Source organism: Catellatospora chokoriensis (assembly GCF_011297315.1).
Taxonomy (GTDB): Bacteria; Actinomycetota; Actinomycetes; order Mycobacteriales; family Micromonosporaceae; genus Catellatospora; species Catellatospora citrea.
In genome coordinates, this window is record NZ_JAAOTI010000008.1 from 124339 (window position 1) to 150870 (window position 26532).

Consider the following 26532-nt stretch of genomic DNA (forward strand, 5'->3'; position numbering starts at 1 on the left):
GTGCCGCATTAGGACGGATCGCTGTCACTACGGCCCCCGATCGCAGCCTCGCGGCATAACGTCCGTAGCTGTCCCGAAGCGACACGGCCGAGCATGACGCTGGAGGTGCGCACATGCAGGTGAGGCTTCTCGGGCCCGTTGACGTCGCGGCAGCGGGCGTGGCCACGGAGGTGCCGGGCCTGCGCCGCAAAGCCGTGCTGGCGGTCCTCGGCCTGCACGCCGGACAGATCGTGAGCAGCGACCGTCTCATCGACGTGGTCTGGGGTGACCGAGCCCCGGCGACCGCGCTCAACACTCTGCAGCGCCACATCTCCTACCTACGCGACGCGCTCGGTTGCAAGACCTCCATCGTGGCCAGGCCACCGGGCTACCTGCTGAACCTGCCGGGCGAAGCCACCGACGCCGAAGCCGCGCAGCGCCTCATCCGGCTGGGGACCACGTCATCGGACCCGGCCCGGGCGCTCGACCACCTCCGTGGCGCCCTGGCCCTGTGGCGCGGCCGGCCGCTGGCCGATGTCACCGAGCTTCGCTGGCTGGGGGAGCAGGCCGACCGCCTCGATCATCTGGAGTACGAGGCGACCCGGGCGCTCATCGACGTCCGCCTCACCCTGGGCGAGCATGCCCGGCTGATACCCGAGCTCGAGCAGCTGATCTCGGCCCGGCCCTTTGACGAGGATCTCCATCGGCAGCTGATGCTCGCGCTGTACCGGGCCGGCCGCCAGGCCGAGTCGCTCGCGCGCTATCAGCAGCTCAAACGGGATCTGGCCGATGAGCTGGGCATCGACCCGGGGCTTGCGCTGCGGGAGCTGGAAGCCGCGATTCTGCGCCAGGACTCCTCGCTCCAGGCGCACGCACCAGCCGTCACCGTGACGGCCGGCTCGGCTGTCGCGGCGGGTCCCGCGCAACTGCCGTTGGCCATCCCCGCCTTCGCCGCACGGCACGGGGAGATCGCCCGTCTGGACGCCATGGTCACCGGTCAGAACCCGGCGTCGGTGCTCATCGCCACCGTGTCCGGCACTGCGGGGGTCGGCAAGACGACGCTGGCCGTGCACTGGGCCCACCGGGTGCGGCATTCCTTCCCCGACGGGCAGCTCTACGTCGACCTGCGGGGCTTCGACCGCGACGGCGCGCTGGTGGATCCCGCCGTGGCGCTGCGCGGATTCCTCGACGCCTTCGGTGTCGCCGTGCAGCGGATCCCCGCGGACCTCGACGCCCAGGCCGCCCTGTACCGCAGCGTCCTGAGCGGCAAGCGTGTGCTGGTCGTGCTGGACAACGCCCGCGACGTGGCGCAGGTCCGGCCGCTGCTGCCCGGCTCGCCCGGCTGCACGGTGCTGGTCACCAGCCGCAACCAGCTGACCGCACTCGTGACGGCCGAAGGCGCCGTGCCGATAACCCTCGGCCTGCTCACCGATGACGAGGCACGTGATCTGCTCGCCCGGCGGCTGGGCGAGGACCGGGTGACCGCCGAGGCCGGCGCCGTCCAGGAAGTGATCACGCAGTGCGCTCGGCTGCCACTGGCATTGGCGATCGCCGCAGCGAGCTGTGTCACGCGCCCCGAGGTTCCGGTCGCGGGAGTCGCGGCGCAGTTGCGTGACTCGGCAGGGACGCTGGAGGCCCTCAACAGCGCTGATACGGATACCGACATAAGGTCGGTGTTCTCCTGGTCTTATCACGCGCTCAGCGCGGATTCCGCCCGGCTGTTCCGACTGCTGGGCCTGCATCCGGGACCGGACGTGAGCGAGTCGGCGGCCGCCAGCCTGGCGGGCCTTTCCGTCGCCGGGGTCCGGCCGCTGCTCGCCGAGCTGATCCAGGCGAATCTCCTGCTGCAGCCGAACCTGCGGCGATACCGCTTCCATGATCTTCTCTGGACCTATGCGGCCGACTGTGCGCAGCAGGACGAGCCGGAGCAGCAGGTTCAAGCCATGCGCCGGCTGCTCGACCACTATTTGCACACGGGCCTGTCGGCTGCGATGCTCATCAACCCGCACCGGGACCCGATCGCCGTCCCTGAGCTCAGCCCCGGCACCACGGTGGGACGACTCACCGGCAAGGAGGAGGCGACGGACTGGTTCACCGCCGAGCGGGCGGTGCTGTTCGCTGTGATCAAGCGGGCCGCCGCCGACGGTTTCGACCGTCATGTGTGGCAGCTGGCCTGGGCGCAGCAGGATCACCTGGATCGTGGCGGTCATTGGGAGGAACATGCGGCCAACCTCGGGGCTGCCATCGAAGCCGCCGGCCGGCAGGGCGACCAGGCCGCGCAGGCACATGCCCACCAGAGCCGCTCGACGGCCTTCGCCCGGATGGGCCGCTACGAGCAGGCGCACACTCACCTCAACGATGCCCTCAAGCTCTACGCGGACCTCGACGATCGCGGCGGCCAGGCCACGGTGCAGTACCAGCTGGGCTGGTTGGCGAACCGCCAGCGTGATCACGAACAGGCGATTCGTCATGCGCGCCAGGCGTTGCGGCTCTACCGTGCCACCGGCAAGCCGATGATGGCCGCACGCGCGCTCAATTCACTGGGCTGGGCGTACGCCTTACACGGCGACTATCGCCGAGCCCGGCCGCGCTGTGAGCAGGCACTGGCGCGGATGCGCGAGCTCGGCGATCTGACGTTCCAGGCCGGGACCTCGGACAGCCTCGGCTACATCCATCACCATCTGGGCGACTACGAGTTGGCCGCGGCTCACTACCGGCGAGCCCTGGACCTGTTCCGTGACCTCAACGACCGTTACTACGAAGCCGACACGCTCAGCCATCTTGGTGACACTCACCGGGCGGCCGGCGACCTTCGGGCCGCCCGGATCGCATGGCAGCAGGCGTACGAGATCCTAGACGGGCTTGCGCACGCGGATGCGCTCGTCGTGCGGGCTAAACTCGACGGCGCATAGGGACATCGGCTGATCCGACCACCAGTCCAAGGGATTGGTGCAGTCGACGGTGATCTCTCCCTCATGCAGGTCGCACACGTAGACCCGGATGCCGAGGTCGGTGAAGATGCCGCCGGCGTAATAGCACTCATCCCGCAGCGGCGGATCCTCCAGGCGGCTGCCGTAGCCGCAGGTGCCGTCGCGGCAGAGGATCACGCTGTCGGTGAAGTCGCACGAATACGATTCCCGTTGTTCGGAGTAGTCGCCGCCGAGGGTCTTGCAGAGGACCTGCAGCGTCTGGGGGCTGATGCTCGGTGGCGGATCGCCCGCGGCGGCCGGGCCTGCCGCGCCGACGGCGAAGCTGGCGATCGTCAGGGCCGAGACGGTGAGGTGCCGGAGCCACTTACTGAGCTGGTGCACGTGAGGTACTCCTTCGGTGGAAGGCCAGAGCGTGCGTACACCATGGCGGCCAGGCCTGAAACGGTGCTGAAACGGGGCTCCGCGGCGAGCGCGGAGCCCCGGCGGGGCGGTCAGGCCCGCAGGACGAGCGGTCGGCAGATGTAGATGACCCACGGCGGCCAGTAGACGACGATGCACTCCCACACGACGACGTCACCGACGCCGATCTGCCGGGCGACCTGGTCGACGGTGGTGTCGAGTGTCGGCTTGTCGTAGTCGCCCAGCCGCTTGACCCCGTCGGCGTCCTTGCCGCCCGCCAGCGCCGCGATCTGGTCGGTGGTGAGTTCCCGCTCCGACTGGACCATCGTCACCCGCGACGGTGCGGGCAGCTTCCCGCCGAGCGTCTTCTCCGCCTGGGCGTGGATCTGCGCCAGCGCGGTTTCGGGCTTGAGGTCGCCAATGGTCACGGTCTGCATGCCGCGGTCACCGGCGGTGGCCGGGCCGGCCACCACCGCGACCACGCTGACCACTGCCATGGTCAGCAGGGTCAGCCTTCTGCTCAGTTTCATCGCGTTGCCTTTCCTCGGTCGGGTGGGCGAGTGCTGGAGCACCCGTGGCCACACCGTCACATCGAGGCCTGACGTGGTTCTGAAGCGCGGCTGAAAGACGAACGCCACCGGCTTGGGAGCACGAGGACACCTTCACGTCCTGCGACCGCTGAAACGCCTAACTCAGTTCGGCACGCCCCGCGTGGCCGGTCACCTGCTGGGCGAACCGCGCGGCGGGGCGGCGAAACTCCACCGTGGTCCCGTCACGGCCGGCGACGCCACCGGCCACGACCGCCCAGCGGGCGTACGCGGACAGCACCACGCCGGTGATCGCGAAGACCGCCGGAGCGACCACCACCGCCCAGCGCACGATCTCGGCCAATGTGGACGGCTCACCTTCGCCGAGCTGCTCGGGTAGCACGACGGGCACGTACAGGGCGCACGAGACCGGCACGAGCACGAAGCAGCTCGTCGCCGCGGTGACAAGGTTGGCCCGCCGCGCCCGGCAGGCGGGGCAGAAGCCCCACGCGGGCACGTCGACGAGCTTGACCATGATGTTGTGGGCCAGCCAGCCGGCGAACAGTCCGGTGCCCAGGAGGAGCAGGTAGAGCTCGGGGTCGGGGTCGTCGAGGTAACGCGCCGCCGGGTAGGCCACGGGCAGCCCGAACGCGACGACGAGCACTGCCGCCGCGGTCTGCAGCCAGGCCGGCGGCCGAGACCGGAACCGGGCGCTCGCGGTGCAGGTCACCGGATTGCCGTGGCGGGAGCAGACGGAGATCCGGCCACCCGGCTGTGCGGGCACGACGACCATGGCCGAATGCTACGGGCCGCAGGCCCCGCCGTGGGGGGCACCGGATCGCGGCTGAACGCCGTACGCTGCCGAACTGAGCCGACCTCGCGCAAACCGGTATCGCCGCGCCGATTCCTGAACGCCATGTGCCGAAGCGGCATTTGCCTCTGGTGCGCTCGAACCGGAATGTGCAACGATCCCTTCGCATCGCGGTAGGGCGTTTCAACGTCACCGGACCCACACCCCGTGGTCCCACGCTGCTATCGCCTCATTCAGGAGGACACCCCCGTGAGACTCGATCGACTGGCCGGCAAACGCCCGGCCTCGATGGCGCTGGCCGTCGTCACGACAGCCGCGCTCGCGGCGTCGGCGGCCGGCGGTGCCCAGGCCGCACCGCCGACCTCGACGGCCACCGCGCTGTACCTGGTCCAGACCGTGAGCGAGCCGGTCGCCAACTACGCGGGCGGTGTCAGCGGCTACGCCGCGACCCGGCCGGTCGCCGGTGAGCGCGTGGACGCGCACTCGACCGCGGCGACCAGGTGGCGTGACCGCCTGCGCGGCGAGCACGACGCCGCCCTGCGCGGCGCCCGGGTCGACGCGACCAAGAAGTCCTACGACTACGGGATCACGTTCAACGGCTTCAGCGCCCGGCTGACCTCTGCCGAGGTCGCGCGCCTGCGGGCCGACAGCGGCGTGCTCCGGGTCTGGAAGAGCGAGCAGCTGCAGGCCGACACGATCACCACCCGCGACTTCCTGGGCCTGACCGGCCCCGGCGGCGTGTGGAACAAGCAGTTCAAGGGTGACGCGCACGCTGGTGAGGGCGTCATCGTCGGCATCATCGACTCCGGCATCTGGGCGGAGAACCCGTCGTTCGCCCCGCTGTCCACGCCGCGGCCGGACCAGCGCGACATCAACAAGAAGTGGAAGGGCACCTGCGACGTCGGTGTCGAGCAGCCGGTGGCCTGCAACAACAAGCTCATCGGCGCCCGCTACTTCCACGCCGACGCCAACGTCAACGACGTCGAGTTCCTGTCGCCGCGTGACTACAACGGCCACGGCTCGCACACCGCTTCGACGACGGCCGGCAACTTCGGCGTGACCGCCTCCATCAACGGCGGCGTCGTCGGCACCGTCTCGGGTGTGGCGCCCGCGGCCCGCATCGCGGCGTACAAGGTGCTGTGGCACAACCCGGTCGCCGGCAACTCCTCCGGCGGCACCGCCGACATCGTCGCGGCGATCGACGCGGCCGTCGCCGACGGTGTCGACGTCATCAACTACTCGATCTCCGGGTCGAGCCAGTACGTCGTCGACCCGGCCGAGATCGCATTCCTCAACGCCGCCGCGGCCGGTGTGTTCGTCTCCGCCTCGGCGGGCAACTCCGGCGACACCATCGGCGCGAGCAGCGTGGCCCACAACTCGCCGTGGCTGACCACGGTGGCGGCCAGCACCCACGACCGCGGCAACACCAAGACCGTGACCCTGGGCAACGGCGTCACCTACACCGGTGTCGGTGTCGGCGTCGCCGCCGGCCCGGCCACGCTGATCGACTCCAGCAGCGCCGGCCTGGCCGGTGCGGACCAGGCCCAGGTCGACCTGTGCTACATCGGCACGCTCGACCCGGCGAAGGTGACCGGCAAGATCGTGCTGTGTGACCGGGGCGGCAACGCACGCGTCGACAAGAGCGCCGCGGTCGCCCAGGCCGGCGGCATCGGCATGATCCAGGCCAACACCAGTGCCGCGCAGTCGCTGAACGCCGACTTCCACGCGGTGCCCAGCATCCACCTCGACGCCACCGCCGGCGCCGCGGTCACCGCGTACGTCGCCTCGGCGGCGAACCCGACCGCCAGCATCTCCGCGGTCAGCACCGACCCGGTGCGGGCTCCGGCCATGGCCGGCTTCTCGTCCTACGGCCCGGCCCTGGCCGGCAACGGTGACCTGCTCAAGCCGGACATCACCGCGCCCGGCGCCGACATCATCGCGGCGGTGTCGCCGGCCGGCAGCGGCGGCAACAACTTCAACTCCCTCTCGGGCACCTCGATGTCGGCTCCGCACATCGCCGGTGTCGCCGCCCTGATCAAGAGCAAGAACCCGAAGTGGTCCCCGATGTGGATCAAGTCGGCGATGATGACGACGGCCAGCACCAAGGACAACACCGGTGCGCCGATCCAGTGGTCGCAGGGCGACGCTACGCCGCTCAACTACGGTTCGGGACACGTCGTGCCCGGCAGCGCCTTCGACCCGGGCCTGGTCTACGACTCGACGCCGGAGCAGTGGCTGCAGTACGCCTGCGGCATCGGCCAGCTGCAGCTGATCACCGAGGCGGAGTTCTGCCAGTCGGTCGGCTCCATCGACCCGAGCGACCTGAACTACCCGTCGATCGCCGTCGGTGACGTGCCCGGTGCGCAGACCGTCACCCGCAAGGTGACCAACGTCAGCAAGAACTCCTCGGTGTACGCCGCGCAGGTCACGGCCCCGGCCGGGTTCAGCGTCAAGGTCGAGCCCAAGACCCTCACGGTCCCGCCGGGCAAGTCGAAGACCTTCAAGGTCACCATCACCCGCACCACCGCGGCCGCCGGCGCCTGGGCGTTCGGCTCGCTGACCTGGTCGGACCTGCGCAACCACAAGGTCACCAGCCCCATCGCGGTGCGCTACTCGGCACTGGCCGCCCCGGTCGAGGCCAACGGCTCGGGCACCAGCGGCAGCACCGCGCTGGCGCTGCGCACCGGCTTCGCCGGCACCCTGACCACCGCCGTCGGCGGTCTGGTCGCCGCCGACGTCAGCAGCCTGGCCTTCGCCGGACCGAACCCGACCTTCACGCCGGTGGTGTCGGACTCGGTCAAGAAGGTCACCGTGACGGTCCCGGCCGGCACGGCGGTGGCGCGGTTCTCGACCTTCGACGCCGACGTGCCCATGGGCACCGACGTGGACGTGTTCGTGTACCCGGCCGGTAACACCACCAGCCAGGTCGCCAGCAGCACCGGCGGCACGGCACAGGAGTCGGTGACCCTGTCCGCGGGCGCCTACGACGTGTACGTCCACCTGTTCGCCGCGGCCGGCGCGGTGACCATGCCGGGCAACACCTGGGTCGTGCCCAGCACGGCGGCGGGCAACCTCACCGCCACCCCGGCCAGCCAGGCCGCGACCGTCAACGGCCCCGCGACGGTCACCGCGACCTGGTCCGGGCTCACTGCGGGCGTCCGCTACCTGGGCGTGCTCGCCTACCGCAACGGCAGCACGCCCGTCGGCCAGACGGTGCTGTCCGTCAACGGCTGATCGACGGTAACGCCAGGGGCGCCTGCCCAGACCCGGCCACGGCCGAGTCTGGGCAGGCGCCCCTTCCGAGCGCCGGAGGCCGACAACACGCTGCGCCGCGATCCGCCCGGTTGCCGAGCGCGGCGACCCGGCACCGGCAGGATCGATGCTGTGAGAGCGACGGAAGGCGTAGGCGCCGGAGCAGCCCCGCAACGCGGACAACCGCGAGACGCGGCGGCCGCCGCCGCGCTGGCCAGGTACGACCGCCACGCCCGGCTGCCGATCATCCTGTCCGCGGTGCTGCCGCTGATCGTCGTCCCCGAGCAGGGCAGCTGGGTCGCGATCCTGATCGGTGTCGTGTCGTGGCTCGTGTTCGTCGTCGACTTCTTCGTCCACCAGCGGCTGCTGGTCCACTACCTGGGCACCCACCTGGGCAAGTTCGACCTCGCCATCGTGATCCTCACCGCGCCGTGGTTCCTGGTCTCCGGCGCGCACGCCGGCAGCTTCGTGGTGGTCCTGCGCCTGGCCAGGCTCGGCCGGCTGCTGCTGGCCACCAAAGGCGTCCGGCGGCTGTTCGCCCGGCTCGGGCGGGTCGCGATCATCGCAGCCGCGGTCCTGGTCGTCGGCGCCGCCATGGCCTACGTCGCCGAGCACCCCACGAACCCCGAGTTCGCCACCTTCGGCGATTCGCTGTGGTGGGCGACGGTCACCCTGACCACCGTCGGGTACGGCGACATCGTGCCCATCACGACCGCCGGCCGGGTCGACGGCACGGCCATCATGTTCATGGGCGTCGCCCTGCTCGGCCTGCTCGCCGGTTCACTGGCCAGCTTCTTCGGCCTCCAGCCCGAGGACGGCGGAAACGGCAAGGCGGCGGCCGACGATCCGGTGCTCGCCGAACTCGCCCTCCTGCGCGCGGAGGTCAAGGAGCTCACGGGACTGCGCGAGCAACTGGCGGTGCTCACCCGTCACCTTCGCGCGGGCGACGAGCCCACGCCGGGCCCCTGAACGGCCCGGCCTCACGGCAGGTCGAGCGGATCCGGATGCGGCACGGCGAGCTTGTGGGCGACGTCGTTGGCCACCGGATGGCCGGCGTTGACCAGCAGCTTGTAGGCGTACTCCCAGTGCTCGCGGGCGGTGGCGTGATCGCCGAGCGCCTGGAACGCGTCACCCGCGTGGTTGGCCAGCTGCGCGTCGAGGATCGGATCGCCGAGCTGCCGGGCCAGGTCACGGGCGGCGTCAAACTGTTCGACCGCGGCCGCGTACGCGCCGAGGGCATGGTGGGCCATGCCGAGGTTGTCCCGGCTGACGGCCTCGTTGGCGAAGTCCTCGGCCTGGTGCTGCTCGGCGGCGGCGCGGCGGTAGAAGACGATCGCGGTCGCCGCGTCGCCGCGGAAGGAGTGGTAAAGGCCGACGGCGTTGGCGGCGCGGCCGGTCCAGGCGGGGTCGGACAGGCCGGTCCAGAGCTCCAGCGAACGTTCGGCGTGCACCAGCGCGGTGACGATGTCGCCTTGCAGGAAGCACACATACGACAGGACGAACTCGGTCTCGGCTTCGCCGGGGCGGTCGGCGGCCGACCGGCACAGCTGCATGGCCTCGTGCATGTGCGCGTACGCGTCGGCGAAGCGGCTCAGCCGTCCGGCGACGGCGCCGAGGAACCGGTGGGCGTGGGCGGTCGCGGCATGGTCCATGGAGGCGGTCGCGGCCCGCAGCGCCACCGCCCACGCGGCGCCTTCGTCATGCCAGCGGTGCTGCTCGTAGAGGAACGTGTCCAGCGCCCAGCCGAGCTGCCACGCGTGCCGGTCGGCCCCGTCGTCACGAGCCTGGCGCAGCGTGGCCATCAGGACCGAGCGTTCGGCTTCCAGCCAGGCCAGCGCGGCCTTGTAGTCCGGGCGGCTGCCCGCGGCCGGCGGCACGGGCAGCGGGATCGGCGGACGGATCGGGTTCAGGACGCGGTCGGCCTCGTGCGCCGTACGCGTGTAGTAGTCGAGCAGGCGGGTCAGCGCGTCCCGGCGCTCGGCGTCGGCGTCGACGGCGCGGGCCTGCTCGCCGGCGTAGTCGCGCAGCAGGTCGTGCAGGAGGTAGCGGTGGGGCCGGTGCTCGACGATCAGGCCGGCCTCGACCAGCTCGTCGAGCTCCGCTCGGGCGTCGTGCACCCCGGCGAGGGCGGCGACCGCGTCGGCGGCGACGTCCGGCCCGGCGGTGAGACCGAGCAGGCGGAACAGCCGCGCGGCGGGCGGGCTGACCGCCGCGTACGACCAGGAGAAGACGGCGCGCAGGTCGTCATGGGCTCGCGAGCCGGCCCGGTGCAGCTCGGCGGCGGCCGCCGCCAGCGGGAACCCGGTCTGGCGCACCCGCGCGCCGGTCAACGCGAGTGCCAGCGGCAGCCGGCCGCACGCGGCCACGGCGGCCGCGGCCGTGTCGTCGTCGACCGGGTCGGCGATGCGGGACCGCAGCAGTGCGACGGCGTCGGCTTCGCCGGGCAGGTCGACGACCAGGGGCGCGGCGGCGAACTCGGCGACCAGCGCGGTCAGCGGGCTGCGGCCGGTCACCACGATGCGCACGCCGGATCCGCCGGCCAGCAGTGGGCGGACCTGGTCGGCGTCGCGGGCGTTGTCGAGGACGATGAGCAGGCGACGCTCGGCGACCAGGTTGCGGAACCGGGCCGCCTGCGCGGCCCGGTCGGGCGGGACCTCCCGGGCCGGCACACCCAGCGCGTCGAGGAAGCCGCGGATCGCGTCGGCCGGGTCGAGGGCGCCCCCGTCACGGGCATAGCCTCGCAGGTCGGCGTACAGGCGGCCGTCGGGGAACGCCGCGGCCTGGCCGTGCGCCCAGTGCACGACCAGTGCGGTCTTGCCGACCCCGGGCGGCCCGGTCACGACTACGACGGACCCGGGCGCGGTGTCCAGCGCGGTCAGTAGCGCGGTCCGGCCGACGAAACCGCCGCTCATCGCCGGCAGCAGGTTCGGCGGGGCCGGTCGCGGGCCGCCCCGCTGCTTCAATCCCTCGTGCACGCCGACCATGACGTCGTGGCGGCGTCGCCAGTCGGCGAGCTCGGCGTCGGACGCCCCACAGGCGAGCACGAACGGGCGCACGAGCGCCTCGAAGTCCGGCGGCCGTTTGATCTCCCCGTTGAGGATCGCGTAGAGCTGGGTGCGGCTGATGCGCACCTGCCGGGCGATGCTCGGCAGGTCCCGGCCCGAAGCCTGCCAGCGGACCCGCAGGTCCGTGCAGAACTGCGCGACCGGGCTCGTACGTTCGTCCACATAGGTCACTCTATCCGGTGCGTCCGACGACCAGTCGTCGTCCGCCGGCGACCACGACGGCGGCCGGCTCCTGGGCAGGGCAGGTGGGCGGCGCACGTCGAAACGGGGTGGTTCAACCGTCGGTTGAACCACCCCGTTCAATCCGGGGCACCTGTCCGGCGTAATCAAGGTCCACGTCGCCGTGGTCGCCACCCCGGCCGATCCCTGCATGACGGTGCCTGTCGGGTAGTACTGACCTCGGCAACTGATCGCGGCCACTGGCACGGTGGGAGTCGCAACTCCGCGTGCCGGACTACACCGGACACATATTCGGCGGCCTGCAGTCGCGATCTATCGGTTGAAGCCAAGGACGATGATCTGATTCTGGTCGCTGAGGTTGGAGCTGTTGCGACCCGGATGAGGACACGAACAACTCCACCAGTAGAAGTCCCATGATCCGGCGCCGACCGTCGGCTGGTAGTAGAAGACCGTGTACCTCCGCCCCGGCGTGACGCTGACGTCGCCGAAGTCGATGCGGGTGTCCGCCTGGTTGATCACAGTGGTGTAACCGTCGGCGATCCTGCCCGAGCATGGGTCGGCCAGCGCCGTGTTGACCCCTTCGCACAAGGAGATCCTGGTTGAGATTCCATCCAGACGCGCACCCGGGCCATAGTTCGTATTGCTCCAGGTGACTCCCACCGTCGTGATCGTGTTGCTGACCGCGGTGAACTCCTGCCATCCCTTGGTGGCCCGACCCCAGTACGGCGCACCGCCTCGCATGCGGTCGTAGCTCACGATCGCCGTGCGGTCCGCGGGAGCCGGGGGAGCGGGAGGTGCCGGGGGAGCCGGCTGGTCGGCAGGTGGGGGAGGCGGCGCAGGGACAGCCGGCGCGGCCTTGAGACCCAGCGTGAACCCGCCGGCCAGCCCGGAACCCCACTGCTTATAAAGGTCCGGAAGCTGCGGGAACGTCGCGCCGATGACACCCACCAAGCCGATGACGCGAATCAGCTTGCCCAACAACCGCAACCGACCGATCGACTTCCTGAGCGCGTTCTCGGCCGACTTCGCGTACCCGGCCTCGCCATACAGGTCCATCGCAGTCGCGTACGCCTTGTCGGGATCCACCAGGTTGGACAGCGACTGTTCGATGAAACATACGAAGAAGTCCTTACCGCGCTCCCAGCTGGGCTTGCCCGCGAGCTTCGAGGCGCATTTCCTGATCAGGACGATCGCGCCGTACACACCTTCGTTGAAGGTGACGCCCATCGCCGGCAACGCGACCGATATTGCCGCGCTCCAGCCGTCGACGTAGCCGTTGAACTGCTTGGTCTGGGTCGTGGCCGGTTGCCGGTAGCCGGCCGTGAACCAGCCGTTGCCCGAGAGCAGCACCTGGTCGCGGTCGTGTCCGCCCAGGGTCCTGTTGACGAACTCCCGGATCTTGTCCGGCATGCCGTCGACCCACAGGTAGTCGTAGCCGGGTGGCACCGACACCCAGGTCACGAACCGGCGGTTCGACTGGACCTGCAACTCGGCCCGAACGGCGCCCGTGTTGTCCTTGTTGGTGATCGCGCAGAGGTGGACCAGTGAGGACTTGCTCTTCACCGAACTCCAGCCCGGTGCTCCGCCTGGGCAAGCGCGCGGATCCGTGCGCTGCGTGACGAAGTCCCCGATCGAGTCACCGATCTCGTGCAGCCAATCCGGAATCGGCACCCAACCGAGGAGATTGGGCGAGAACTCCTTGGTCGTGAGGTAAGGCACGCCGTCGGGTGTGAACATGAGCGGCTTGGTCTCCCACGTGCCGCCCGTCGGCCGATGGAGTACGACCGGGACCGCCCCCTGCGGCACCCGCTGGCGCACCGACGGATCGTCGAACATGATCGTTATCGGCGACGATACCGACGTGTCCTCGAAGCTCACGTCGACACCGATGCCACCGTCTACCACGAGATCGCTGACCTTGCTGTCGGAGGTCAACTTCCGTACGACGATGCGGCCTTCCGATGCGAACGCCCCCGACGGCGCCGTGAGGTGGCCGAGGCCAGGAACAGCCACGGCCAAAGGGTGACCTGGCGACACCGCCACGACCACCGCGTCGGCTGCGTGCAGCGTGGGGTCAGGTAGATCGTCGGCATCCACGACGCCGGTCTCTCCGTGATCACCGGGCTTACCCGTGCACGCCGCCGATCCGAGAATCGCGAAGGCAATCGCCAACGCGGCCAATTTCTTCAGATGCATTCGGCGTCTCCCGCATTTACGTCCGACACGTGCATTCAGACGCAACGCTGACACATCGATAGCTCACGAAGCTTCCGCTGTTCGGGCTGGCGACCGAGGACAACGGCCTGAGTAAACCGACATCAGCGTCGCCGCGGTGCGGGCTGGGGGGCCGGCGAGTGGCTGCTCGGACGTCCAGGATCTGCATATGGCTGACGGAATGAGCACGGGTCGCCAGTATCGTCGGCACGGCACTCGTCTCGTGGCCTTCCTAAGGCGAGAATTTCTTGCGTGGTTCCATCGTCATGTGGATCCACTAAGCGATCACTCGAAGGTGATTGCGATGACAAGCCTGCGCGTGGACTCGGCGACCAGTGCGGTTGGCGGGGCGCGACCGCTAACTGTCCGGTCCTGTCCGGTGGCCGGACTCCGTCACGGGCGACGATCAGGTGAACGGCTGTGGCCGTCCGGAGTCGGTCGGCATCGACCCGAACCGCGACCGGTGACGGCGACGCTGCCCGTGAGCGATTCCACTCCACGAGGAATCGAGTGAGGAGCAACGTCGACATGTTCAAGTCAGGAGCTCGACGCGGGCTGGCCGCCGTGGTGATGGTTCTCGCGGCCGCCACGGTGCAGCTGGTCGCGCCGTCCGCGGCCCAGGCGGCCAACCCCCAGTGCGACGGCGCTGGTGTGATCATCAGGACCTACGGCAGCGACTCGTACTCGGCGTGGATTCCGGCGTACCGGTCGAGCAACTTCAACTGCTGGCTGCTGCGCGGCTCGCACAACTCCGGGGTCGGCCACCTGCAGCGGGCCCTTAACCACGACTTCGGCGACGAGCCGGGCTACGTGATGCTCAACCCCGACAACGACTTCGGGCCCAAGACCGAGGCCGCGCTGCGGTTCGCCCAGACGTTCTGGCGCACCCACGTCGACCCGAACGTGAAGGTCGACGGCGGCTACGGCACGCAGACCCGCAACCTGCTCTGCTGGCCGAGCATGAACAGCTCCGGCTGCATCGGCTACCTCGACTGACAGCGGGATGTAGGAGCGGGTCACGTCCGCGCTGAGACAGGTCACAGCAGGGCCGGCTCGTTCACCGGGCCGGCCCTGGCCGCGACGGTCGGCACGGCGGCGTCGACCAGGTCTTCACCACGACAGGCGGCGAAGGTTCTGGCGCGCCACAGCGTCCGGGATCCGCACTGTCGGATCCGGCCGTGTCCGGTTTCCGGATCTCGTCGAGCGGCGACAGTCAGGTGAACGGTCGTGCCGGTCCGGAGTCTGTCGGCGTCCTGCCACCCGGTGACGTGCACGGGTGACGCTGCCCGCAGGCGATTCCACCATCCGAGGAATCGAGTGAGGAGCAACGTCGACATGTTCAAGTCAGGAGCTCGACGCGGGCTGGCCGCCGTGGTGATGGTTCTCGCGGCCGCCACGGTGCAGCTGGTCGCGCCGTCCGCGGCCCAGGCGGCCAACCCCCAGTGCGACGGCGCCGGCGTGATCATCAGGACCTACGGCAGCGACTCGTACTCGGCGTGGATTCCGGCGTACCGGTCGAGCAACTTCAACTGCTGGCTGCTGCGCGGCTCGCACAACTCCGGGGTCGGGCAACTGCAGCGGGCCCTGAACTACGTCTTCGAGGACGAGCCGGGCTACGTGATGCTCAACCCCGACAACGACTTCGGGCCCAAGACCGAGGCCGCGCTGCGGTTCGCCCAGACGTTCTGGCGCACCCACGTCGACCCGAACGTGAAGGTCGACGGCGGCTACGGCACGCAGACCCGCAACAACCTCTGCTGGCCGGTGCTGAGCGACAACGGCTGCATCTTCTATTAATCCAGCACCACCACGGGTTCAGCCAGGGCCGGCCGTCATGGGCCGGCCCTTCCCGCGTTGTCGGCGGGCTGATCCGGTCATCGGGTACTCCGGTCATCACCGTGCGGTGCACGGTGACCGTGAGCACTCACTCGTTTGCCACTGCTTGTCCACTCGGCCTACCTAGTTTCAGTCACGGATCGTGCGACCGCCCTGCGCGGACCCGCATCCCTTTCCCGCCGTCGCTGAACGAAGGACGATGCCATGACGATCAGAACCGGTGCCCCTGTCGTGGTGGGCGTCGACGGTTCCGCCGCCGGGCTGGACGCGGTACGGGTCGCTGTCCAGGAAGCAGCGCACCGGCGGCGTGCGCTGCGCGTCGTGCACGCCTTCATCTGGCCGCTGATGGGCGTCCCGGTCGGCCCGGCCCCGGGCGCCCCGGCCGGTGGTGGCCTGCGCCACGAGGCGGAGCGCCACGTCGCGCAGGCGGTCGCCGAGGCCGGCAGACTCGCCCCGCAGGTGCCGGTCACCGGTGTCGTCGTCGACGGCGCGGCGACTGCGGTGATGCTGGCCGAGTCGCGGGACGCGGCGCTGGTCGTGCTCGGGCACCGGGGGCTGGGCGGCTTCACCGAGCTGCTGGTCGGCTCGGTCAGCGTGCAGGTCTCGGCCCGGGCGCACTGCCCGGTGCTGGTGGTGCGGGGCGAGCCGCGGGCCGGCGGCCCGGTCATGGTGGGCGTGGACGGCTCGGAACTGTCCACGGCGGCGATCGAGTTCGCGTTCGCCGAGGCCGCCTACCGCGACGTGCCGCTGGTCGCGGTGCACGCGTGGCTGTTCCCGTCGCCGGCCGGCCCGGGCGAAGCCCTGCCCGTGGCCTACGACGGGGATTACCGGGCCGACGACGTGAACCGGATCCTGGCGGAGTCGATCGCCGGCTACCTCGAGCGCCATCCGCAGGTGGTCGTGCGGCACCGGCTGGTCCGGGGCACCGCGGCGCACGTGCTGGTCGAGGAGTCGAAGAGCGCCGGGCTGGTGGTCGTCGGTGCGCACGGCCGCGGCGCGCTCAGCGGCCTCCTGCTCGGCTCGGTCAGCCACGCCGTGCTGCACCACGCGCACGCGCCGCTCGTCGTCGTCCGGCACCAGCCGGAACGGCACTGACGCCGATCACGACCCGCGGCATGCGGGCCCGGCCGCCGGCGGCCCGGGGCGGACAGCGGCTGCGGCCGGGCGGCGCGGTACGGACCCGCGGTCGCGGGACGAGCAGAGGAGTCGGGATGGACGAGCGGGCGGACGTGATCGTCGTCGGCTTGGGACCCGGCGGCCGGCACGTCGCGGGCGCACTGGCACGGGCCGGGCTCGACGTGGTGGGCGTCGAGGCCGAACCCGTCGGCGGCCGGTCCGGGGCCGCCGGACGCGTACACCGGCAGGCCGCTCACGACGGCGGCGGCCGGCCCACGACCGATGATCTGGCCGCCCAGGGTGTGCGGCTGGTCCGGGGGACCGGCCGGCTCGCAGGCACGCGCCGGGTGGTGGTCGACCGGTCGACCTTCGAGGCCCGGCGCGGTGTCGTGCTCGCCACGGGCGCCCGGCCGCGGACCGCCGACGTCGCCGGACTCGCCGCGACGCCCTACTGGATCCCACGCGACGTCACGGCGGGCCGCGAGCTGCCGGCGTCGCTGCTCGTGGTGGGCGGGGGCGGCACGGGAGTGGAGATCGCGCAGAGGTTCGCCTGTGCCGGCAGCGCGGTGACCCTGATCGAGGCAGGGGAGCGGCTGCTGCCACGGGAGGAGCCCGAAACCGGGCAGCTGGCCGCGGCGGCCTTGCGGGCCGACGGCGTGGACGTGCTCACCGGAGCCCGGGTGGGGCGGGTAGAGCACGACGGCGTCGGGTTCCTGGCGCACGTGGCGGGGGAGCAGCCGGTCCTCGACGGTGAGCGGCTGCTCGTGGCGACCGGGCGGGTCGTGGACCTGGGCGGGTTGGGCGTCGACACGGTCGGCCTGGACCCGTCGGCGCTCGCTGTGCCGACCGACGGCCGGATGCGGGCCGGGGCGGGGCTGTGGGCGGTCGGTGGCATCACCGGCCGGGGCGGTGGCGCCCGCGGGTTGTCGCACCAGGCCGAGATCGCGGTCCGGGACGTTCTCGGCCGGCCCGGGCCCGACGCGGGCCACTGGGCGCTGCCGCGGATCATCTGCACCGAGCCCGAGATCGGCGCGGTGGGTCTGACCGAGCAGCAGGCCCGTGGGCTCGGGGTGAACGTCCGCGCCGCCTTGGCCCCGATCGCCTCGCCGGGCTGCGGCGAGGTGGCGGGCGGCGAGGGGTTCGTCAAGCTGGTCGAGGACACCGATCGGGGCGTCCTGGTCGGGGCGACCGCAGCCGGACCGGCGGGCGGCGAGGTGCTGTACGGGCTGCAGGTGGCGGTCCACGCCGAAGTGCCCGTCGCCCGCCTTCAGCACATGATCCACGGCGACGCCGCCGTTCACCGCGCCGTGGAGGCGGCGTTGCAGGCTCTTCGCCGGCCAGGTCGCGGCTGACGGCGGGCTGCCTGGGCCGGTGGCCGCCACGTGCACAGCTCGACACCACGGGGCGGGGCGACGGCCGCGCAAGCTCACCACGACGCCGGAGGGCAGCCGTGACAGCGCAGGAGCCCCATTCGTGACAGGTCGTGGGCGTGATCACCGCCGCGACCCCCGCCGCCAGGACCCGTCTGCCACCCGGCCCACCATGGAGCGGACGGCAGCCGCGACGTGCTCGAAGGGGGCGAAGCGACGGTGGGCGGGCGGGAACGGACCGACGGACCCGGGGGCGGGCCGGTGCCGGCCGTGGTGCCCGGCTCGACGTTCGGGCGGCGACTGCGCGAGTTCCGGCAGTCGGCAGGGATGACCATCGAGGGTCTGTGCCGGGCGTCAGGTGTCAGCGCCCGGGCGATCAGCGACATGGAGCGAGGGCACAGCCGCGTGCCCCAGGGGCGGACGCTGGCGCTGCTGGCCGATGCGTTGAAGCTCGACGACGGCGACCGTGCCCGCCTCGTCGAGCCGGTGCGAGCGCAGCGGCCGAACAGCCGGGTCGGCCGCCCCCGGGTCGGTGAGCTGCCGCGGGGGATCGGTGACTTCGTGGGCCGGGTGCCGGAGCTGGCACTGCTGCGCCGCCACGCGCTGGCCGCTCCGGACCGTGGCTGGACGCTGCTGGCCGTGGTGCACGGCCAGCCGGGGCTGGGCAAGACGGCGTTCGCGGTCCGGGCGGCCGAGCAGCTGCGGGAGGCGTTCCCCGACGGTCAGCTCTATCTGGATCTTCGTGGCACGGATCCGGTGCCGATGCCGGCCGGTGAGGTGTCCACGCGGCTGCTGCGGGCGCTGGAGGTGAGCCCGCGCAGCATCGCCGACGACGAGCAGGAACGGGCCGGGCAGGTGCGGGCCGTGCTGCGGGAGCGGCGCTGCCTGCTGGTGCTCGACGACGCGGCCGACGAGGCCCAGGTGAGGGCGCTGCTGCCCGGCGTGGGGACCGGGACGGTCGTGGTGACCAGCCGCCGCCTGCTCGGCGGTCTGGAGGGGGCGCTGCGGATCGGGCTGGCGCCGCTGACGCCCCGCGAGTCGGCGGCCCTGCTGCAGGCGATCGTGGGGCAGGCGGCGGGACCGGAGGCCGGCGCGGTGGCGAGGCTGTGCGGCCACCTGCCGCTGGCGTTGCGGATCGCGGGCGCGCGGCTGGCGAGCCGACCGGGGTGGACGATGGGGCGCCTCGCGCGACTGCTGTCCGATGAGGACCGGCGGCTGGCGAACCTGTCTACCGGCGACCTGGGCGTGGCGGCGGCGTTCGCGCCGTCGTATGCCCAGCTGTCCGCACCGGCCAAGGCGATGTTCCGGGGCCTCGCACACGTGCCGGGACCCGACTTCACCGCGCCGGACGCCGCGGCACTCACCCAACGGGATCTCCTCGACGCCGAGGACCTGCTGGAGGAGCTGGTCGACGTGGGCCTGCTGCAGCCCGAAGGCGACCGGTATCGGATGCACGACCTGATCCGGATCTTCGCAGCCGACCGGCTGCGCGGCGAGGCGCCGGTGGCGAGGTGGGCCGAGCGGTTCGCCGGCGGGATCCGGACGCCGTTGCTGCTCAGGTAACGCTGCGACCGGGCGCACTCACTCAATCGCCACTGCATGCGCACTCAGAGTGCCTAGCGTTCCTCCTCGCCGGCAATGACCGGCCACCACCTGGGCCGGTTCAGGCTCCCGTGCCGCGACCGCGGTGCGGACACCACAGGAGGAGACGTAGATGTCACTGAGCAAGAGATTGCGGGCGTTCGGCGTCGCCGCGGCCGCCGTGCTCACCGCGGGCGCCGTCATGGCGGTCGCGCCCACCGGCGCGCAGGCCACCGGTGATCACGGCAAGAAGCCGACGGTCGTGCTGGTCCACGGCGCGTTCGCCGACAGCGGCGGCTGGAATGACGTGACCCGCAAGCTGCAGCGCGACGGCTACCCGGTCGTCGCCGCCGCCAACCCGCTGCGCGGCGTCGCACACGACGCGGCCCAGCTCAAGGCCAAGCTGCAGCAGATCGACGGCCCGATCATCCTGGTCGGGCACTCCTACGGCGGCATGGTCATCTCGTCGGCGGCCACCGGCAACCCGAACATCAAGGCGCTGGTCTACATCGCAGCGTTCACCCCCGACAAGGGCGAGAGCGCCTTCCAGCTGGCGTCCAAGTTCGAAGGCAGCACCCTGCCGGAGACGCTGCGGCCGGTGCCGCTGCCCGACGGCGACGCGGACCTGTACGTGGACCAGAAGCTGTTCCGGCAGCAGTTCGCCGCCGACGTGGCGTCCCGCGACGCGGCCCTGATGGCCGCCTCGCAGCGGCCGGTCACCGCGTCGGCACTGAACGAGGGCGGCGGCGAGCCGGCCTGGCGGACCATCCGCAGCTACCACCTCATCGCCGAGGCCGACAAGACCATCCCGGCGAAGCTGCAGCACTTCGGCGCCGACCGCGCGCACGGCGTCAAGCAGCGCGAGAACGGCGCCTCGCACGCGGTGTTCGTGTCGCGGGCGAAGACGACGGCCGAGTTCATCGAGCGGGCAGCCCGCGAGACGGCCTGACGGACACCTGCCCATCCCGATCACGCGGGGCACGGCAGGTAGCGGGTGGCGGAGGTCGACCGCCACCCGCGTCGTCGGCTCCAGGGCAGGTGCTCGACGCACTCGAATGTCACTGGACCCGCACCACCGCCTCCTAACCTGATGCCGCGAGGAAACGAGGAGCACGTGGGCGACGCACTGGCGCAGGGCACACACACCACCACCGTGTACGGGATCGAGCAGCGCTTCCACGTCGCCGGCCACGGCCCGGTCTGCGTCGTGCACCCGGGTGGCCCCGGCTTGAACTGGGACTATCTGCGAATGCCGGAGCTCGAGCAGCACCTGCGGCTGGTCTACGTCGAGCCGATCGGCACCGGAGGCTCCGGCCGGCTCGCCGATCCGCACGGCTACCACGTCAGCACGTACGTGAACGTCCTCGACGCGGTCGTGTCCACGCTCAGCGCCGATCAGGTGTTCCTGCTCGGCCACGGCCACGGAGGCCTGGTCGCGCAACGCTACGGGCTCGATCACCCCGACCGCGTCGCCGGGCTGGTCCTGTACGCGACGTCCCCGGTGACCGGCGAGCAGTTCCAGCAGTCGCTCCTGGCCGGGCTGGCAGCCTTCCCGACCCGGCACCCACGCCGCCGCGAGCAGGCCGCCGCGGCGGTGCGGGCGTTCGAGCAGGCGCTGACCGCCACCGACGACGAGGGCTTCAGCCGCGGCGTCCGGGCCGCGTGGCCAGCCGCGGTCGCCGACTACTGGGCACACGAGCACAGGTACGCGCCGGTCCGGGCCGGCACCCGAGGCTGGGTCGTGCCGTGGCGGGCACGCCGATCCGCACCGTTCGACGTCCAGCGCGAGCTGGGCCGCCTCGATACACCGACGCTGGTGCTGGCCGGCGCGCACGACCCGTTCTTCGGCCCGCGCTGGGCGGCGCTGCTGCACGAGGCAGTGCGCGACTCGGGCCTGCTCGTCTTCGCCGAGAGCGGCAACCTGCCCCACCTCGAGCAGCCGGCGGCGTTCACGGGCGCCGTGGCCGACTTCGTCCACCTGGTCGGCACGCAATGAACCCGGGCGGGCCCGGCACAGCACCGCTTTCTGCGTTAGTTCTGCCTGGCACGGGCCCGTTCCCGCTGGTTGCATGGGCGTATGAGCTGGTCCGTCCCGGGGCCGGGACGAACAGCGAAGGCAGGTCATGGACGAGTCGAGCGCGGCAGTGCGGTTCACCATCCTGGGCCCGGTCGCAGCCCGGCGCGGTGGCGCCGAACTCGAACTCGGCGGCCGCCAGCAGCGGCTGGTGCTCGCCCTGCTGCTGGCCAACGCGGGGTCGGTGGTCGGCCTCACCGACCTGGTCGACACCATCTGGAACCAGGACCCGCCGACCAGCGCCGTCAACGTCGTCCACCGCTACATCGGCACCCTGCGCCGGCTCATCGAACCGGACCTGCCGGTGCGCGCCGTCGGCGGCTACCTCATCCGGCACGCGGCCGGCTACCGGCTGCGCGTCGACGAGGACTCCCTCGACCTGCTGAACTTCCGCCGGCTGGTCACCCAGGCCCGAGCGGCGGCCGAACCCGGCGCGGCGGTGCGGCTGTACACCCAGGCGCTGGCGCTGTGGCGTGGCGCCTGCGGGTCCGGCCTGGACCCGGAGTCGCGCACCCATCCGGCCTTCGCCGCGATCGAGGCCGAATGCACCCACGCCGTCCGGGACGCCGCCGACACGGCGCTGCTCGGCGGCCGGCCGCGCCTGATGATCCCGGCCCTGCGGCAGGCGGCCGGACAGCACCCGCTCGACGAGGCGCTGCAGGCCCGCCTCATCCTCACGCTGGCCGCCGACGGCAGGCAGGCCGAGGCCCTGCAGACGTTCCAGCAGGTCCGCCGCCGGCTCGCCGACGAGCTCGGCATCGACCCCAGCCCCGAACTGCTCGACGCCTACGACCGCCTACTGCACCAGCGCGCCGCCGGCGGCGACCCGCCACCGCCACCCGACCCGCACGCGGTGCCCCGCGCCCAGTCGCCCCTCGGCGGCGAGGAGACGACAAATCAGACGATCCCGCGCCCGACCCCGGCCCAGCTGCCGCCGGACCACCCGTACTTCGGCGGCCGAGTGGACCTCCTGGCGCGCGCACAGACCCTGCTCGACGAGGACCGGCGGCAGGGCAGGGCAACGGTGGCGCTGGCCCTGTACGGCACGGCGGGCATCGGCAAGAGCACGCTGGCGATCCATCTGGGACACCGGCTGGCGGCCGGGTACCCGGACGGGCAGCTCTACGCCGACCTGCGCGGCTTCGCCGTCCACGAACGCGCGATGGGCCCCGCTGAGGCACTGCGCGGGTTCCTGGACTCGCTCGGCGTGCCGCAGCAGAGCAGGCCGAGCGAGCTGCACGCGCTGGCGGGGCTCTACCGCAGCATCCTCGCCGGACGGCAGGTGCTGCTCGTCATCGACAACTGCCGCGACTTCGAGCACGTCCGGCACCTGCTGCCCGGCACCCCCGGCTGCCTGGCCATCGTGACCAGCCGTAACCAGCTCACCGGCCTGGTCTCCACCGGCCGCGCCCATCCCCTGCCGGTGGGTCCGCCGCCACCCGAGGAGGCGCGGGAGTACCTGGTCCGGCGGCTGGGCGCAGCACGGCTCGCCGCCGAGCCGGCCGCGGTCGCACAGATCATCGCCGGCAGTGGGCGGCTACCGCGGGCGCTGGCCGTGGTGGCAGCCCGGGCCGCGGCGCTGCCCGAGGCGCCGCTCGCGGATTTCGCCGTGCAGTTGCAGGCATCGCCGTCCGGGGCGGCGGTGCGGCGGTGGCCGGGCACGGCTGCGAGCCGCGGACCGGGTGACCGCAACATGCAGCACCTGCGCTGGAGCTGGTCGGGTCGGGTGCGGGCGACTCGCGGCTGAGGGTCACCGCCGAGCGCACTTTGTGATCCAGGTCACTCGCATGAACTTTCGCCCACCGTTCACGTCTAGATCACCCGACCCCTCCCTCGCGTTGATCTAGGAGAATGATGCGGTCAGCTCGCAAGATATCGGCGCTGGCACTGCTGGTGCTGGGCGTCTCGGCGGTGGCCCCGGGCGGCACGCCGGCCGCGGCGCAGCCCCAGGCACCGAAACCAGCGACCACACCCCCGGTCGCCGCCAAAGCGCGGACGGTCACTCTGCTCACCGGCGACACCGTCCACATCAGCACCATCGACGGCCAGACCGCCGTCACCGTCGTGCCGGGCAAGGGCCGGGAACGGATGCCGTTCCTCACCCACAGCACCGGTGAGCAGGTGCGGGTCATCCCCGCCGACGCCGTCGCCCTGCTCAACCGGGGCAAGCTCGACGAGCGGCTCTTCGACGTCTCGACACTGATCGGCTTCGGCTACGACGACTCCCGGCCCACCCTGCCGCTCATCGTCCAGCACGCCGACACCACCTCTGCCGGCCTCGCCGGCGCCCGGACCACCCGGGAACTGTCCGGGGCGAGCGCCGTCGCGCAGAACCGCGCGGACGCGGTGTCCTTCTGGAACAGCATCACCTCCGCCGCCGGCGGCACCGAGCGGCGGCTGCGCGCCGGGTTCGACAAGATCTGGCTCGACGGGCTGCGCCGGCCGACCCTCGATGTGAGCGTCCCGCTGACCGGTGCGCCGCAGGCGTGGCAGGCCGGCTGGACCGGTGCGGGCGTCAAGGTCGGCGTGATCGACACCGGTGTCGACCAGACCCACCCCGACCTGGCCGGTCACGTCGCCGCGGCGGAGAACTTCACCGCCGAGCCCGACGCCCTGGACCGGGTCGGCCACGGCACCCACGTCGCCTCCACCATCGCGGGCAGCGGCGCCGCGTCGGAGGGCCGCTTCAAGGGCATGGCACCCGGCGCGAACCTGTACAGCGCCAAGGTCTGCACCGTGGACGGCTGCCCCGAGTCGGCGATCCTCGCCGGCATGAACTGGGCCGCCCAGCAGGGCGTCAAGGTCGCCAACATGAGCCTCGGCGGCCCGGACAGCCCGGCCACCGACCCGATCGAGGCGGCCGTGGCCGACCTCACCCACCGCTACGGCATGCTGTTCGTCGTCGCCGCGGGCAACTCCGGCCTGGGCGGCGAGTCCACCGTTAACTCGCCCGGCAGCGTCACCGAGGCGCTGACCGTCGGCGCCGTCACCAAGACCGGTGAGCTGGCCGAGTTCTCCAGCCGCGGCCCGCGTGCGGGCGACGCCGGCATCAAGCCCGACCTCACCGCGCCCGGTGTCGGCATCCTCGCCGCGCTCAGCAGCGTCTCCGACATGTGGCCCGACGCCGACAATCCGCAGTACACCAGCCTCAACGGCACCTCCATGGCGACCCCGCACGTGGCCGGCGCGGCCGCGATGCTGTTCCAGCAGCACCCCGACTGGACCCCGGAGCGGATCAAGTCCACGCTGATGGCCGCCGCGCAGCCCAACGCCGCCATCGGCGTCTACGAGCAGGGCGCGGGCTTCCTCGACGTCGCCCGGGCGATCCGGCAGACCGTCACCGCGAGCCCGGTCAGCGTCGCCTTCGAGCGGACCACCACCGCGCAGACGCGCACCATCACCTACGCCAACAGCGGCCCGGCCGCGCTCACCCTGGCCGTGTCCCTGGCCGCCAAGGACGCCGAAGGCAACCCCGCGCCGGCAGGCCTGTTCAGCCTCAGCGCCTCCTCGGTCACCGTGCCGGCCGGCGGCACCGCCACGGTCGACGTCACCGTGCAGGCCGGCGCCGGCCTGCCCGACCGCTACGTCGGCGGTGAGGTCACCGCCACCGGCGGCGGCGCCGCGGTGCAGACCCCGGTCGCGCTCGATGTCGTACGCCGGACGCTGTCGCTCAAGCTCGTCGGCCCCGACGGCGGCAAGCCGACCGCCGAGCAGGGCTGGGTGACCGTCCTGATGGACCTGGACCGGCAGACCCTGCTGGTGCTCGACGACCCGACGGCCACCAGCCACCGGGTCCGCGCGGGCCGCTACCTGGTCCAGACGTACATGTTGACCGGCGACCCGTACGAGCCGGACATCACCTCGCTGGTGCGCCCGACCCTCGACCTGACCAAGGACCAGGCGCTCACCATGGACACCCGCACGGCGAAGCCGATCGTGGTGTCGGTGCCGAACCCGAAGGCGACCCTGGTCTTCCCGGACTCCGGCTGGACGATCCGGACCGAGCAGCCGCAGATCTGGGGCAGCAACGACCCGTTCGGCACGCTGATGAACGTCCCGTTCGAGCACGTGCGCACGGCGCAGGCCGGGGCCGGCAAGACGCCCGGCTTCGTCTCCTACGTCCACGGCATCTGGGGCCAGGTCGACGCCGACGGCAGCCTGCACAACAGCCCCTACGTCTACCGGGCCTACTTCTACGAGCCGCAGCAGATGATGGCCGGCCTGACCCGCAAGCTGCGCGCGGGCGACTTCGCCACGGTCCGCTCGCAGATCGGCGCGGACGTCGCCGGGGTGCCGGTGGCCCGGACCGCGGTCGCGCACGCGCCCGGCAACGCGCCGGTCTACCGCGACGAGCGCAACATCCAGCCGAGCTTCACCTACGACGTGCCGCGCACCGTCACCGAGTACTACAACCAGGACAAGGAGACGGTCTGGCAGTCGGTCTCGGCGCAGACCAGGTACACCTACTACCAGTCGGACTGGACCAGTTTCAAGCCCGGCCGCACCTACGACGTGAAGTGGGCCAACGCGGTGGCCGGTCCGGTCTTCCCGCAGCCGAACTTCGGCCAGCAGTACGCCACCCGCTACTGGGGCGACCAGATCGGCGGGCCGGGACCGCTGCACGGCGACGGCGCCGGGCACATGGGCTTCCGGCACGTCCGCGGCGGCAGCGCGCAGGTGACCCTCTACCGCGACGGCGTCGAGGTCGGCGCCGCGACCGAGGTGCCCTACGTGTGGCAGGTGCCCGCCGCGACCGGTGACTACCGGCTCGCCGCGACGTTCCGCAGCGACCCGGAGTTCACCCTGTCGACCGTGGTCGAGGCCGAGTGGACCTTCAAGTCCGGGCACGTGGCCGACGGCGACCTGGTGAAGCTGCCGCTGACCGCGATCCGGTACACCCCGGCGCTCGACATCGACAACCGGGCGCCGGCCGGGCGGCTGTTCACGATCCCGGTCTCCCTCGACCGCCAGGTCGGGGCGGCACCGGGCCGGACCAGGTCGCTGACCGTCGAGGCCTCCTTCGACGACGGCAAGACCTGGCACAAGCTGCCCGTGCTGCGGTTCGGCGAGCAGGCGACCGCCCTGGTGTACCACCCGGCCGGGGCCGGTTTCGTGTCGCTGCGCGCCGCCGCGACCGACAACGGCGGCAACACCACCAAGCAGACCGTCATCCGCGCCTACCGCTACTGAGGAAAGGG

Annotated in this window: 18 protein-coding genes; 12 read left to right on the forward strand and 6 right to left on the reverse strand. The window is 71.8% G+C overall.

Going from position 1 to position 26532, the window contains the following annotated elements; translation table 11 throughout:
• Positions 1-113 precede the first annotated feature (113 nt).
• Positions 114-2891 (forward strand): AfsR/SARP family transcriptional regulator, encoded by a 2778-nt coding sequence (locus HAV39_RS14115; RefSeq protein ID WP_191839667.1) that lies wholly within the window; start codon positions 114-116, stop codon positions 2889-2891.
• Here HAV39_RS14115 and HAV39_RS14120 read toward each other — a convergent pair.
• From HAV39_RS14120 to HAV39_RS14130, 3 genes are all read right to left on the reverse strand, one after another.
• On the reverse strand, positions 2832-3290 hold the full coding sequence (locus tag HAV39_RS14120) for a hypothetical protein (protein ID WP_191839668.1): 459 nt from the start codon (positions 3288-3290) through the stop codon (positions 2832-2834). The genes HAV39_RS14115 and HAV39_RS14120 overlap by 60 nt on opposite strands.
• A gap of 110 nt (positions 3291-3400) precedes the next feature.
• Positions 3401-3838: a hypothetical protein gene (locus HAV39_RS14125; RefSeq protein ID WP_191839669.1), complete on the reverse strand. Its 438-nt coding sequence runs from the start codon at positions 3836-3838 to the stop codon at positions 3401-3403.
• 157 nt (positions 3839-3995) lie between these two features.
• A complete protein-coding gene (locus tag HAV39_RS14130; protein ID WP_191839670.1) occupies positions 3996-4628 on the reverse strand; it encodes a hypothetical protein in 633 nt (210 codons plus the stop codon).
• A 267-nt stretch (positions 4629-4895) separates the two neighbouring features.
• Here HAV39_RS14130 and HAV39_RS14135 point away from each other — a divergent pair, with 267 nt between their 5' ends.
• Positions 4896-7880 (forward strand): S8 family serine peptidase, encoded by a 2985-nt coding sequence (locus tag HAV39_RS14135; RefSeq protein WP_239120621.1) that lies wholly within the window; start codon positions 4896-4898, stop codon positions 7878-7880.
• 150 nt (positions 7881-8030) lie between these two features.
• Positions 8031-8867 (forward strand): potassium channel family protein, encoded by an 837-nt coding sequence (locus tag HAV39_RS14140; protein WP_191839671.1) that lies wholly within the window; start codon positions 8031-8033, stop codon positions 8865-8867.
• Positions 8868-8878: 11 nt separating this feature from the next.
• Here the strand turns inward: HAV39_RS14140 and HAV39_RS14145 are convergent, their stop codons facing one another.
• Together HAV39_RS14145 and HAV39_RS14150 are read right to left on the reverse strand one after the other, a co-directional pair.
• The gene (locus HAV39_RS14145) at positions 8879-11125 is read right to left on the reverse strand and encodes a tetratricopeptide repeat protein (RefSeq protein ID WP_191839672.1); all 2247 of its coding nucleotides are present in this window, start codon (positions 11123-11125) and stop codon (positions 8879-8881) included.
• Positions 11126-11455: 330 nt separating this feature from the next.
• A complete protein-coding gene (locus HAV39_RS14150; protein WP_191839673.1) occupies positions 11456-13339 on the reverse strand; it encodes a hypothetical protein in 1884 nt (627 codons plus the stop codon).
• A 546-nt stretch (positions 13340-13885) separates the two neighbouring features.
• Here HAV39_RS14150 and HAV39_RS14155 point away from each other — a divergent pair.
• On the forward strand, positions 13886-14353 hold the full coding sequence (locus HAV39_RS14155) for a peptidoglycan-binding domain-containing protein (protein WP_191839674.1): 468 nt from the start codon (positions 13886-13888) through the stop codon (positions 14351-14353).
• 41 nt (positions 14354-14394) lie between these two features.
• Here the strand turns inward: HAV39_RS14155 and HAV39_RS14160 are convergent, their stop codons facing one another.
• On the reverse strand, positions 14395-14694 hold the full coding sequence (locus tag HAV39_RS14160) for a hypothetical protein (RefSeq protein WP_191839675.1): 300 nt from the start codon (positions 14692-14694) through the stop codon (positions 14395-14397).
• Between HAV39_RS14160 and HAV39_RS14165 the strand changes: the two genes are divergently transcribed.
• The 8 genes from HAV39_RS14165 to HAV39_RS14200 all read left to right on the forward strand — a co-directional run bounded on the left by HAV39_RS14165 (position 14693) and on the right by HAV39_RS14200 (position 26524).
• Entirely contained in the window at positions 14693-15154 is a 462-nt protein-coding gene (locus HAV39_RS14165) for a peptidoglycan-binding domain-containing protein (protein WP_191839676.1), read from the forward strand. The two genes, HAV39_RS14160 and HAV39_RS14165, sit on opposite strands and share 2 nt — an antisense overlap.
• Before the next feature lie 243 nt (positions 15155-15397).
• Positions 15398-16288 (forward strand): universal stress protein, encoded by an 891-nt coding sequence (locus HAV39_RS14170; RefSeq protein ID WP_191839677.1) that lies wholly within the window; start codon positions 15398-15400, stop codon positions 16286-16288.
• A gap of 116 nt (positions 16289-16404) precedes the next feature.
• Positions 16405-17661 (forward strand): FAD-dependent oxidoreductase, encoded by a 1257-nt coding sequence (locus HAV39_RS14175; RefSeq protein ID WP_191839678.1) that lies wholly within the window; start codon positions 16405-16407, stop codon positions 17659-17661.
• 279 nt (positions 17662-17940) lie between these two features.
• On the forward strand, positions 17941-19242 hold the full coding sequence (locus tag HAV39_RS14180; protein WP_239120555.1) for a helix-turn-helix domain-containing protein: 1302 nt from the start codon (positions 17941-17943) through the stop codon (positions 19240-19242).
• A 151-nt stretch (positions 19243-19393) separates the two neighbouring features.
• Positions 19394-20209: an alpha/beta hydrolase gene (locus tag HAV39_RS14185; RefSeq protein ID WP_239120554.1), complete on the forward strand. Its 816-nt coding sequence runs from the start codon at positions 19394-19396 to the stop codon at positions 20207-20209.
• Positions 20210-20374: 165 nt separating this feature from the next.
• On the forward strand, positions 20375-21256 hold the full coding sequence (locus tag HAV39_RS14190) for an alpha/beta fold hydrolase (protein WP_239120553.1): 882 nt from the start codon (positions 20375-20377) through the stop codon (positions 21254-21256).
• A gap of 127 nt (positions 21257-21383) precedes the next feature.
• A complete protein-coding gene (locus HAV39_RS14195) occupies positions 21384-23081 on the forward strand; it encodes an AfsR/SARP family transcriptional regulator (protein ID WP_191839680.1) in 1698 nt (565 codons plus the stop codon).
• A 107-nt stretch (positions 23082-23188) separates the two neighbouring features.
• Complete coding sequence (locus HAV39_RS14200) at positions 23189-26524, forward strand: S8 family serine peptidase (RefSeq protein WP_191839681.1); 3336 nt, start codon at positions 23189-23191, stop codon at positions 26522-26524.
• Positions 26525-26532 lie beyond the last annotated feature (8 nt).